General features: G+C 61.1%; 8 protein-coding genes. 6 read left to right on the forward strand and 2 right to left on the reverse strand.

The annotated features are described in order from the left end of the window. Nucleotides 1-61 precede the first annotated feature (61 nt). On the forward strand, nt 62-1,630 hold the full coding sequence (locus L2Y28_RS05425; protein ID WP_236919576.1) for an alpha/beta hydrolase-fold protein: 1,569 nt from the start codon (nt 62-64) through the stop codon (nt 1,628-1,630). Here the strand turns inward: L2Y28_RS05425 and L2Y28_RS05430 are convergent. Continuing rightward, entirely contained in the window at nt 1,616-1,864 is a 249-nt protein-coding gene (locus tag L2Y28_RS05430; protein ID WP_003858875.1) for a DUF1158 domain-containing protein, read from the reverse strand. The genes L2Y28_RS05425 and L2Y28_RS05430 overlap by 15 nt on opposite strands. A gap of 488 nt (nt 1,865-2,352) precedes the next feature. Between L2Y28_RS05430 and L2Y28_RS05435 the strand changes: the two genes are divergently transcribed. From L2Y28_RS05435 to L2Y28_RS05445, 3 genes are all read left to right on the forward strand, one after another. Continuing rightward, nucleotides 2,353-5,061 (forward strand): cation-transporting P-type ATPase, encoded by a 2,709-nt coding sequence (locus tag L2Y28_RS05435; protein WP_022647335.1) that lies wholly within the window; start codon nt 2,353-2,355, stop codon nt 5,059-5,061. Nucleotides 5,062-5,172: 111 nt separating this feature from the next. Further along, complete coding sequence (locus tag L2Y28_RS05440; protein WP_022647336.1) at nt 5,173-6,237, forward strand: efflux RND transporter periplasmic adaptor subunit; 1,065 nt, start codon at nt 5,173-5,175, stop codon at nt 6,235-6,237. A gap of 9 nt (nt 6,238-6,246) precedes the next feature. Then, complete coding sequence (locus L2Y28_RS05445) at nt 6,247-9,402, forward strand: efflux RND transporter permease subunit (protein ID WP_022647337.1); 3,156 nt, start codon at nt 6,247-6,249, stop codon at nt 9,400-9,402. On the opposite strand, the gene L2Y28_RS05450 is transcribed toward L2Y28_RS05445, so the two are convergent. After that, nucleotides 9,332-10,453, reverse strand: coding sequence for a YbdK family carboxylate-amine ligase (locus L2Y28_RS05450; protein WP_022647338.1), 1,122 nt, complete (start codon nt 10,451-10,453; stop codon nt 9,332-9,334). The genes L2Y28_RS05445 and L2Y28_RS05450 overlap by 71 nt on opposite strands. 105 nt (nt 10,454-10,558) lie before the next feature. Here L2Y28_RS05450 and L2Y28_RS05455 point away from each other — a divergent pair, with 105 nt between their 5' ends. Together L2Y28_RS05455 and L2Y28_RS05460 are read left to right on the forward strand one after the other, a co-directional pair. After that, nucleotides 10,559-11,449 (forward strand): oxidoreductase, encoded by an 891-nt coding sequence (locus L2Y28_RS05455; protein ID WP_022647339.1) that lies wholly within the window; start codon nt 10,559-10,561, stop codon nt 11,447-11,449. Between the two features lie 117 nt (nt 11,450-11,566). Beyond that, entirely contained in the window at nt 11,567-12,004 is a 438-nt protein-coding gene (locus L2Y28_RS05460; protein WP_022647340.1) for a DcrB-related protein, read from the forward strand. Nucleotides 12,005-12,010 lie beyond the last annotated feature (6 nt).

The following is a 12,010-nucleotide window of genomic DNA, read 5'->3' on the forward strand; positions in this document are numbered from 1 at the left end:
TTGCAAATTATTACCATTTGCATTAGCGTTGTTAACAAATTTCGTTGGGGAACAAGCGGTAATGAAGAGGGTATGGAGTGGGTTGCTGTTGGGGATCGGCGCGCTGCCCGCCATGGCGGCAACGTGCGAGCAGTCGTCCCGGCAGGGCGATGTTCAGGGAAAGTTTGATGCCAGCGGCGAAGTCTGCTTCTCCCTGCCTGAACTGGGTGAAAATTACGTTTCCGCCACGCTGAATGGCGTGACGGATGCGCGCCTGCTGGATGGGCAAAACCGCCGCATCCGCACGCTGATCGAAAATGGTCCTGCGGACGGGGAACACACGCTGCTGTTTGCCCTGCCGGTGAAACAGAACACCTCGCTGGTGCTACACGGCGAAGCCGGTAAGCCGTGGCGTTTTCAGTGGCGGATGAAAGAGACCTCTCCATTACCACGCGTGCAGATGCTGGCGCCAGTAAGCCCGACGCTAAAGGCGCTGGCAAACGTCATTTCTGCCGGTGGAAGTACCGAGGCGTTCTGGCAGGCGCAGCGTCGACAGGGAACGCCAATGGTGGAACCGGTAGATGCGAACCATAAGCGCGTGACCTTTCTGTGGCGCGGCGCGCGGGATAACGTCTTCATTCTCGGCTCTCCGGCGGGGGATCACGATCCGCTGTTCCGCCTGGGCAACAGCGACGTCTGGTTCCGCAGCTACGTGGTCCCCGCTTATACGGTGATGCAATATAAGCTCGCCCCCGATGTGCCGATCGTTGAAGGCTCTGCCCGCGATCAACGCCGTGCCATCCTGGTGAGCGCACAGGCCGATCCGCTTAACCCGAACACCTTTGGGGAGCAGAAGGCGGATCGATGGAACCGTTACTCGCTGCTCGATCTCAGCCCGGCGCGCTACTGCTCCGTTCAGGCCACGGCAAAGCCGCTGGTGCACGGGACGTTGAGCCGTCAGAGTTTTTCCAGCCACATCCTCGGCAACGCCCGCGACGTGATGATCTACAAACCGCGCGGCGCACAGCCCGCACGCTGGACGTTAATTCTGTTCGACGGGCAGATTTATCAGGACGAATACCATTTTGCCAACGTGCTGGACGGTCTGATTGCCCGGCATCACCTGCCACCGATTAACGTGGTATTTATCGACAGCCTCGATCACGCCCGTCGCGGCAACGAGCTGCCGCCGAACCCGGAATTTGCTGACTTTATGGCGCACGAGCTGCTGCCGTGGCTGCGCGGGCAGGGCATCGCGATGCAGCGGCAGAAAACGGTGCTGGCGGGGTCGAGCTACGGGGGAATTGCCTCGTCATGGGTGGCGCTGCGCTATCCGCGCCTGTTTGGCAACGTGCTGAGCCTTTCCGGCTCCTACTGGTGGGCGCCGAAAGGTGACGCCCCCGGCTGGCTGACGCGTCAGTACCAGCAGTCGCCGCCGTATCCGGTGCGCTTCTGGTTACAGGCCGGAAAGTTTGAAACCACGGGGCCGGGCGGCGGCATTTATCGCACCACGCAGGATTTTGAACAGGTGCTGAAGGAAAAAGGCTATCGCGTCAGCTTCCACCCCTCATCCAGCGGCCACGACTACGCGGCCTGGTGTGAAGCGCTGATCCACGGGATGCGCGATCTCACTGGCTTACGACGCCAGTGAAAACCAGCGGCGCCAGATGAAACGCAGGATAAAGAATTCTATGGCGCCGAGCACCAAAAACCACAGACAGAACAGAATGGTGTACAGCTGATTCAGATCGACCATATGAAAGGTCTGAACCAGTTTCTGCGCCAGCACCAGACCCAGCGACGGCGCAGGTAACAGCAGACAGGAGAGCAGGGCCATCAGCAAAATGCCCCCTGCGGTGAGCAGCGATTCTAACGGGTGTTTCATCGTAATGTTAATCGTGAGTTAAAAATGTCATTGTCCGGCATCCTGAAACGTAAAGCAATATCATCCCCACTGGCAAAATTGAGTGAAAGGCCACCGTTATTCTGCGAGTTAATAACGGAAAATAGATAATATTTACGGGGCGATTAAATTAATATCGCGTAATGTAAATAAACGTCTTTTTCACGAAAATAATTTTACAAAGCTATAGGTGCTATATCCAATTAACGTCGCAATAACAATGGCTGCGACAATGTATAACGCCAGGCGCCGCCCGCGATAAATACCAAACATGCTTCCTCCTCGTTTAGTGTTGGTTTAGAAATATTTTGTAAAAATCAACGCGTCGAAATAATTTTAATCAGTTTTGAATAACCGGGTAGTCAATATATTGCGGTAGATCAATTTAACCCGCAAGACTTAAAAATGAATTATTTAAAGCCAGAAAGGAATTCCGGCTTCCGTCCATCGGATATTGAAGGAAACATACCATGACCAAAAAAAATTTCTCGCAGAATATGCCACCCGCAGGCGGGCAGGCGTACCAGCAGACCGTAGAGCAGGTGCTTGCTCAGGCGCAGAGCCAGGCGAATGGCCTGGAGCGCACCGAGGCGCAGGCACGATTGCAGAAGCATGGCCCGAACGCGCTGCCGGAGAAAAAAGGCAAGCCGGGCTGGCTGCGTTTTCTCGCGCATTTTAACGATGTCCTGATTTACGTCCTGCTGGCGGCCGCCGTATTAACGGCTGTAATGGGACACTGGGTTGATACGCTGGTTATCCTGGGTGTGGCGGTAATCAATGCCTTAATTGGCCACATTCAGGAAAGTAACGCAGAAAAATCCCTGAAGAGTATTCGCAATATGCTCTCCAGCGAGGCGCGCGTAATTCGTAATGGTAACCATGAAACCATCCCGACGACGGAAATCGTCCCGGGCGATATTATTGTGTTGCGCGCAGGAGATCGTATTCCGGCGGATATGCGCTTAATTGAAGCGCATAATTTACGCGTGGAAGAAGCAATTCTGACCGGCGAATCCACCGTGGTGGATAAACACATTAATCCGCTGAGCGGTGAATTGCCGCTGGGCGACCGCACCAATATGGTCTTCTCCGGGACGACCGTAAGCGCGGGCGGTGGCGTTGGCCTGGTCACCGCGACCGGTAAGGATACGGAGCTCGGCCACATCAACCAGATGATGGCGGGCATTGAAAAGCACCGCACCCCGCTGCTGGTGCAGATGGACAAGCTGGGCAAAGCGATTTTCGCCATCATTCTGGCGATGATGGCCGCGCTGTTTGTCTTCAGCCTGGTGTTCCGCGAGATCCCGATGGGCGAGCTGCTGCTCTCCCTGATTAGCCTGGCGGTAGCCTCCGTACCGGAAGGTCTGCCGGCGATTATCTCCATCATCCTCTCTCTGGGCGTACAGGCGATGGCGCGTAAGCGGGCGATTATCCGCAAGCTGCCGACGGTTGAAACCCTGGGCGCGATGACCGTGGTCTGCTCGGATAAAACCGGCACCCTGACCATGAACGAGATGACGGTGAAAGCCATCATTACCGCCGATGCGTGCTATCGCGTGGACGGCAACAGCTACGAGCCGGTGGGCAACCTCTACCTCGAAGGCAGCGACGAGCCGGTGCAGATCCAGCCGGGCACCGTGCTGGAGCAGTACCTGCGCACCATCGACCTGTGTAACGACAGCCAGCTGATTCAGGACGAGCGCGGCCTGTGGGGCATCACCGGCGGCCCGACCGAGGGCGCGCTGAAGGTGCTGGCGGCAAAAGCCCAACTCGCACCGGTCGAGACCACCCTGGTCAACAAGATCCCGTTCGACTCGCAGTACAAGTACATGAGCACCCACTACCAGATTGGCGGTGAGGAGCAGATTTTGATCACCGGCGCGCCGGACGTGATTTTCGCCCTGTGTGAGCAGCAGCAGACCCGCAACGGTGCGCAAGCCTTTGACCGCGCGTACTGGGAAACGGAGATGGAGCGCTATGCGCGTCAGGGGCTGCGCATGGTCGCCGCGGCGTTCAGGCCAGCGAACGGTGAGCAGGCACTGACTCACGACGACCTGAGCCACGGCCTGATCTTCCTCGGCATTGCCGGGATGATGGATCCGCCGCGCCCGGAAGCGATTGAGGCGATTAACGCCTGCCAGCAGGCGGGGATCCGCGTGAAGATGATCACCGGGGATCACCCGCAGACGGCGATGAGCATAGGCCAGATGCTGGGGATCACTAACAGCGAGCAGGCGGTCACCGGCTATGAGCTGGAGAAGATGGACGACGCGGAGCTGGCCGAAGCGGCGGTGAAGTATGACATCTTCGCCCGTACCAGCCCGGAGCATAAGCTGCGCCTGGTGAAAGCGTTACAGGACAAAGGCGAAATCGTCGGTATGACCGGTGACGGCGTGAACGATGCGCCAGCGCTGCGTCAGGCGGATGTGGGTATTGCGATGGGCATCAAAGGCACGGAAGTCACCAAAGAGGCGGCGGACATGGTTCTGACGGACGATAACTTCGCCACCATCGCCAGCGCGGTGAAAGAGGGGCGTCGCGTTTACGACAACCTGAAGAAGACCATTCTGTTCATCATGCCGACCAACCTGGCGCAGGGGCTTTTGATTGTGATTGCGCTGCTGGCGGGGAACATCATTCCGCTGACGCCGGTGTTGATCCTGTGGATGAACATGGCGACCTCCGCCACGCTCTCCTTCGGCCTGGCCTTCGAGGCCGCCGAGCGCAACATAATGCGCCGCCCGCCGCGCCAGACCGGGCAGCACGTGATGGACGCCTACGCCGTATGGCGCGTGGCTTTCGTCGGCACCATGATTGCCATCGCCGCCTTTGCGCTGGAAGCCTGGCTGGCCCCGCGCGGGCACAGCGCGGAGTTCATCCGCACCGTACTGCTCCAGATGCTGGTCTGCGCCCAGTGGGTGTACATGATTAACTGCCGCAACACCGAAGGGTTCTCCCTGAACCGCGGCCTGCTGGCGAACAAAGGGATCTGGCTGGTAACGGGCGTACTGTTCCTGCTCCAGGCGGCGATCATCTACCTGCCGTTTATGCAGATGCTGTTCGGCACCGAAGCACTGCCGCTGCGCTACTGGTTCGTGACACTGGCGGTGGCGGGGGTGATGTTCTTCGTCGTCGAAATCGAGAAGCGACTGACCCGCAGGTTCCGTAAGGCTACATAACTAAAACCTTACCCCTCACCCTGCCCTCTCCCCAAAGGGGAGAGGGTGTTCAAGTTCCCTCTCCCCTTTGGGGAGAGGGTTAGGGTGAGGGGAAAATACTGAGGTACTCCCATGAAATTCCCGCTCCTGCTCATACTCCTCGCCGCTACCCTGCCGCCCGCATTCGCCGCAGTCATTCCCGTGCGTGTCGCCACCGTGGAGCAGACCGCCCACGCCGCCGAACGTCAGATCCCGGGTCGCATCGAAGCGATTCACACCGTTGAACTGCGCGCGCGTACGGAAGGCGTGATTACCAAAATCCACTTCCGCGACGGCCAGTACGTGAAAAAAGGTGACGTGTTGTTCGAGCTGGACGACGCCGAGCCGCGCGCCGCCCTGCGCCTGGCGCAGGCCGAGGTGAAAAGCGCCGAAGCCACGCTGCGTCAGGCGCAACAGCAGCTGTCCCGCTTCGAAAGCCTGGGCAGCAGCAACGCCATCAGCCGCCACGATGTGGACAACGCCCGCATGCAGCGCGACGTTGCCAGCGCCGCGCTGGAGCAGGCGAAAGCCCGTCTCGACACCCGCAGCGTCACCCTCAACTACACGCGCATTACCTCACCGATTGACGGACGCGTGGGGCACAGCAACTTTCACGTCGGCAGCCTGGTGGATCCTGCCAGCGGTGTGCTGGTGGAGGTGGTGCAGCTCGATCCGATCCGCATCGCCTTTGCGCTGGAAGAGGGCGCGTTTGCCACCAAAGCCGGACAGCATGCGGATATCAGCGCCATGAAGCAGGCCTGGCAGGCGCTGATTGACAGCAACGGCCAGCGCGTCAGCGGGGAACTCACCTCCGTGGACAACCGCATCGACCCGCGTACCGCCAGCGTGATGCTGCGCGCCGAGTTCGCCAACCCGCGCCATCAGCTGCTGCCCGGCGGCAATGTGAACGTCTACCTGCGTCCGGCAAGCGAGCAGCCTGTCCTGACCCTGCCCGCCGCTGCGGTACAACAGAATGGCGACGGGTTCTTCGCCTGGGTGGTTAACGCCGAGGATAAAGCCGAAATGCGTCCGCTGAAGGTCGCCGGGCAGATGGGCCAGCAGTTCCAGATTGCCTCCGGCGTTAAGCCCGGTGAGCGAGCAATTACTGACGGTGCGCAGCGCGTGCAGCCAGGCGCTGCCGTTCAGATACTGAATTAAGGAGCCATCATGCTGACGTTTTTCATCAAACGCCCGCGCTTTGCGATGGTGATTGCGCTGGTCATCACCCTGCTGGGGGCCATCGCGCTGAGGATTATTCCGGTGGAGCAGTACCCGCAGATCACACCGCCGGTCGTGAATGTGTCAGCGTCATGGCCGGGCGCCAGCTCGGCTGACGTGGCGGAGGCCATCGCCACGCCGCTGGAGACGCAGCTGAACGGGGTGGATCATATGCTCTATATGGAGTCCACCAGTTCGGACGAAGGCACGTACAGCCTGAACATCACCTTTGCGGCGGGCACCGATCCGGATCTCGCCGCCATCGACGTGCAGAACCGCGTGGCGCAGGCCGTGGCGCAGCTGCCGACCGAGGCGCAGCAAAACGGCGTGCAGGTGCGCAAGCACGCCACCAACCTGATGATGGGGGTAAGCCTTTACTCACCAAATAACACCCACACGCCGCTGTTTGTCAGCAACTACGCCAGCACCCAGGTGCGCGAGGCGCTGTCGCGTCTGCCGGGCGTCGGGCAGGTACAGATGTTTGGCGCGCGCGACTACAGCATGCGCATCTGGCTGCGTCCGGACCGCATGAACGCCCTGAACGTGACCAGCGATGACGTGGCGCAGGCGCTGCGCGAGCAGAACGTGCAGGGGGCGGCAGGCCAGGTCGGCACGCCGCCGGTGTTTAACGGCCAGCAGCAGACGCTGACCATTAACGGGCTGGGGCGCTTAAACCAGGCCGACGACTTTGCCAATATCATTATCCGCGCCGGGGAGATGGGGCAGCTGGTGCGCCTGAAGGACGTCGCAACCATCGAGCTTGGCTCGCGCAGCTACAGTTCTGGCGCGCAGCTGAACGGGCATGACTCCGCCTATTTGGGTATCTACCCGACGCCGTCCGCCAACGCCCTGCGCGTGGCCGATGCGGTGCGCGCGGAGCTGGAACGGTTATCCACGCGCTTCCCGGACGATCTGGTCTATGAAGTCAAATTCGACACCACCTCGTTTGTGGCCGCCACCATCAAAGAGATTGGCGTCTCGCTGGCGCTGACGATGCTGGCGGTGGTGGTCGTGGTGTCCCTGTTCCTGCAAAGCTGGCGCGCGACGCTGATTGTCGCCCTTGCCATTCCGGTATCGCTGGTGGGCACCTTTGCGGTGCTCTACGCGCTCGGCTACTCCGCCAATACGCTGAGCCTGTTCGCCATCATTCTGGCGCTGACCATGGTGGTGGATGACGCCATCGTGGTAGTGGAGAGTGTCGAAACGCTGATGGCGGAAGGGCAGAGCCGCACGGCGGCGACCGCGCTGGCGCTGCGTCAGATTGCCGGGCCGGTGATTGCCACCACGCTGGTGCTGCTGGCGGTGTTTGTACCGGTGGCGCTCCTGCCGGGGATCGTGGGCGAGCTGTACCGCCAGTTCGCGGTGACGCTCTCGACCGCCGTCACGCTCTCAAGCCTCGTGGCGCTGACCCTGACGCCCGCGCTCTGCGCGATGCTGCTGCGCCCGCGTCCGGCACAGCCCGCCGCCGTTTTCCGTGGGTTCAACCGCGGGCTGGACGCCACGCGCACGCTTTACACCCGGATCGTGAGCGTGTTCAACCTCCGTCCGTGGCTGGCGCTGCTGGCCACCGCAGGCGCGGCGGCGGTGGTGGTATTCAGCTTTATGTCGATGCCAAAGGGCTTCCTGCCTCAGGAGGATCAGGGCTACTTCTTCGCCAGCGTCCAGCTGCCGGAGGCAGCCTCGCTGGAGCGCACCGAAGCGGTGATGACCACCGCGCGCGAGCTGATCGCTAAAAACCCGGCGGTGGAAGACGTGATTCAGGTCTCCGGGTTTAACATCCTCAACGGCACCAGCGCATCGAACGGCGGGTTTATCTCCATCATGCTCAAAGACTGGAGCGAGCGTCCGCCGCTGGATGAGGTGATGGGCACCCTTCAGCGCCAGCTGCTGGCCCTGCCGGAAGCCACCATCATGACCTTTGCACCGCCGACGCTGCCGGGGCTGGGCAACGCCTCCGGCTTCGATCTGCGCATTCAGGCACAGGCGGGGCAAAGCCCGGCGGAGCTGGAGCGCGTAACTCGCGAGGTGCTGGCGAAAGCCAACCAGCACCCGCAGCTGAGCCGCGTGTTCACCACCTGGAGCAGCAACGTGCCGCAGATGACGCTCACCGTTGACCGTGAGCGCGCGGCCCGCCTCGACGTGCCGGTGTCGCGCATCTTCAGCAGCCTGCAAACTGCCTTTGGCGGCACGCGCGCCGGGGATTTCAGCGTCAACAACCGCGTCTATCACGTGGTGATGCAGAACGAGATGCAGTGGCGCGAGCGCGCAGAGCAAATCAGCGAGCTGTTCGTGCGCAGCAACAGCGGCGAGCGGGTGCGTCTGAGCAACCTCGTCACCATCACGCCGACCGTCGGCGCGCCATTTATTCAGCAGTACAACCAGTTCCCGTCGGTATCGGTGAGCGGCTCGGCAGCGGAAGGGGTGAGCAGCAGCACCGCAATGGCGGCGATGGGCGAGATTCTGGCGGAAAACCTGCCAGCCGGGTACGACTACGCCTGGAGCGGCATGTCGTATCAGGAGCAGCAGACCGGCAATCAGGCGATATGGATCGTGCTGGCGGCGGTGGTGATGGCGTGGCTGTTCCTCGTCGCCCAGTACGAGAGCTGGACGCTGCCGGCGAGCGTGATGCTCTCGGTGCTGTTCGCCATCGGCGGAGCGCTGGTCTGGCTGTGGCTGGCAGGCTATGCCAACGACGTGTACGTGCAGATTGGTCTGGTGCTATTGATAGCCCTCGCCGCCAAGAACGCAATTCTTATCGTGGAGTTTGCCCGCGCCCGGCGTATGGACGGAATGGCGATTGTCGATGCCGCGCGGGAAGGGGCATCGCGCCGCTTCCGCGCGGTAATGATGACCGCCGTGTCGTTCATCATAGGCGTCCTGCCGATGATGCTGGCGACCGGGGCGGGTGCCCAGAGCCGCCGCATTATCGGGACCACGGTGTTTAGCGGCATGCTGGTAGCCACCGTGGTGGGGATAGTGTTCATCCCGGCGCTGTTCGTGCTGTTCCAGCGCCTTCGCGAATGGGGGCACGGCCTTACGGACTCGTCGCCCACAGCTCACAGTGCTTCTGCACCAGAGAAATCAGCGAGCCGCCATCGGCGATAAAGTCCCGCATGCGCTGCGCCTCGCTCTTGCCCTGCTTTAACAGCAGGGCAATTTCCTTGATGGCGCTCGTCGCGCCGAGTTTCTCGGCCGACGGTGCAACCTGCTCCAGCAGCCAGGCGATATCCTCCGCCACGGTTTTGTGCTCGCCGGTATGCACGTCCGTCAGAATGCCTTCCAGCCCGTAGCGACAGGCCTGAAAACGGTTAAAGCGGTATAGCAGAAAATCCCGTTCCTGATGCTTATAGGGCCGCGCAGTCAGCAGCCAGTGCGACGTCGCCTGAATAAGCCCGGCGATGTTAATGGCGTGACCGAGCGTCAGCGGCGTATCCATTACCCGCACCTCCACGGTGCCAAAGTGCGGGCTGGGGCGGATGTCCCAGTGCAGATCCTTAATGCTGTCGATCATGCTGGTGGAACTCAGGCGGCGGAACAGCCCCTCGAACTCCTGCCAGCTGTTGACCCACGGCATCTGGCCGTTATCCGGGAACCCGGAAAATATGTTGAGCCGCGACGAGGAAAACTTGGTGTCCGTGCCCTGCATATAAGGCGACGACGCGGCGAGGGCGATAAAGTGCGGCACGAAGCGCGACAGGCCGTGCAGCAGGTAAATCGCGTCGTCCCCGTTTCGGCATCCCACGTGCACGTGCTGGCCGAACACCGTCGCCTGCAAAATCAGATAGCCAAAGCGCTCCAGCGTGACGTTATAGCGCTCGTCGTCACACACCTCCTGCCGCTGCCATTTCTGGAACGGGTGCGTGCCGCCGCCACAGATCTGGATGTGCTGCTCCGACGCCGCCCGCAGGATGCTCTGCTGCATCACGGAGAACTGCGCCGCCGCCTGGTCGATGGTCTGGCATACACCGGTGGCGATTTCGAGCATGCTTTCGGTGATGTCGTGTTTGACTTCGCCCCCTTTGATGTCGTCTTTGACGGCGGCGATGAGGGCAGAGGAGTCCTGGCTCAGATCGTAACCCGGCGGGTTAACCACCTGGAGTTCGAGCTCAATGCCGAGGGTATAAGGTTCAGAGGACTTGAAATCGGGTAAGGGCATGGCGCACTCCGTTGTCTGTTATGTGTTGAGTATAGACAATGGGCGTGGCGCGCTCTTTTCAGGGTGGTATAACTGATAGCAGGCTTAGCAAAAGGGGAGTGACCCATGTCTGACTATCCAACCATTGCGCTGATTGGTCCCGGTGCGATTGGCACCACCATTGCCGCGGTGCTGCATGACGCGGGCCGTACGCCGCTGCTGTGCGGTCGCACCGCGCATCCGGTATTACGCCTGCGTCACGATGAGGATGAAACTGTGGTGCCCGGTCCGGTACTCACCGATCCCACCGTCATTACGCGCCCCGTAGACCTCGTTTTTGTGGCGGTAAAAACGACGCAAAATGCCGACAGCGCCGGGTGGCTGCGCGCCCTGTGCGATGAAAACACCGTGGTCTGCGCGCTGCAAAACGGCGTGGAGCAGAAAGCCCAGCTTGCGCCTTTGGTCAACGGCGCAACGGTGCTGCCGTCGGTGGTCTGGTTCCCGGCGCAGCGCGAGCCGGACGCCTCCGTCTGGCTGCGGGCAAAACCGCGTCTGACACTACCGGATGTGCCGCAGGCGCAGCGGGTGGTCGAGGCGCTTCGCGGGACGCGCTGTGATGTTGAGCTCTCGACAGATTTCGCCACCGTCGCCTGGCGCAAGCTGCTGCAAAACGCGGTCGCCGGGCTGATGGTGCTGGCCAACCGCCGCGCCGGGATGTTCAGACGCGAGGATATCAGCGAGCTGGCCCTGGCCTACCTGCGCGAGGGGCTTGCCGTCGCCCGCGCCGAAGGGGCGAAGCTGGACGATGCGGTGGCCCAGGAGATTCTGGCGAACTTCCAGCGTGCGCCCGAGGATTTAGGCACGTCGATCCTTGCCGACCGTCAGGACGATCGTCCGATGGAGTGGGATATCCGCAACGGCGTGATCCAGCGCTATGGCCGCAGGCATGGTATTGCGGTGCCCATCAGCGACGTGGTGGTACCGCTGCTGGCGGCGGGGAGCGAGGGGCCGGGCTAACGGCCGCTGTTTTTCCGTTCGGCGAGCGTGACGGTGGAGCAATAATCTGGGGATAGTCAGCCTTAAACACATATGCGAAACTTACCGCTTCTGAAAAAATGTGGTGGGACCCGCTCAATGTCAGAACCATCTTCGCAGTGCCTGTTTAATGAAGGAATGATTGCTTTTCCTGAGGGCTATCAGGACCGTACCGTCAATGTCTTCGCGCCGCCTGCAGCGGATGCGCCCGCGTTCAACATTTCCCGCGATGCCCTCAACCCCGGCGAAGCGCTTGCCGCGTATATCGATCGCCAGCTCGCCCTGATGGCAAAGCACATCAAGGGCTGGAAGCAGGGTGAGCGCAGCACCGCTACGCTGGGCGACAGCCTTTTACAGGGTGAAACCGTCCATGCCAGCTACCTGCGCGACGGGAAACGCATCTGGCAGCAGCAGGCCGTGTTTAACGTCGACGGCGATAAAATCCTGGTGTTCACTATGACCTGCACCCGCGCGCTGGGCGATGCCGACGGCGCGCTGTTTGGCGATCTTCTCAGGAGCTTCCGCTTCCACCATTAACTTCAG

The organism is Enterobacter sp. JH25 (assembly GCF_021725435.1).
Classification (GTDB): Bacteria; Pseudomonadota; Gammaproteobacteria; order Enterobacterales; family Enterobacteriaceae; genus Enterobacter; species Enterobacter intestinihominis.

Coding starts and splice junctions, on each gene's coding strand:
- L2Y28_RS05425 (WP_236919576.1), top strand. CDS start 62: ATGAAGAGGGTATGGAGTGGGTTGCTGTTGGGGATCGGCGCGCTGCCC.
- L2Y28_RS05430 (WP_003858875.1), bottom strand. CDS start 1,864: ATGAAACACCCGTTAGAATCGCTGCTCACCGCAGGGGGCATTTTGCTG.
- L2Y28_RS05435 (WP_022647335.1), top strand. CDS start 2,353: ATGACCAAAAAAAATTTCTCGCAGAATATGCCACCCGCAGGCGGGCAG.
- L2Y28_RS05440 (WP_022647336.1), top strand. CDS start 5,173: ATGAAATTCCCGCTCCTGCTCATACTCCTCGCCGCTACCCTGCCGCCC.
- L2Y28_RS05445 (WP_022647337.1), top strand. CDS start 6,247: ATGCTGACGTTTTTCATCAAACGCCCGCGCTTTGCGATGGTGATTGCG.
- L2Y28_RS05450 (WP_022647338.1), bottom strand. CDS start 10,453: ATGCCCTTACCCGATTTCAAGTCCTCTGAACCTTATACCCTCGGCATT.
- L2Y28_RS05455 (WP_022647339.1), top strand. CDS start 10,559: ATGTCTGACTATCCAACCATTGCGCTGATTGGTCCCGGTGCGATTGGC.
- L2Y28_RS05460 (WP_022647340.1), top strand. CDS start 11,567: ATGTCAGAACCATCTTCGCAGTGCCTGTTTAATGAAGGAATGATTGCT.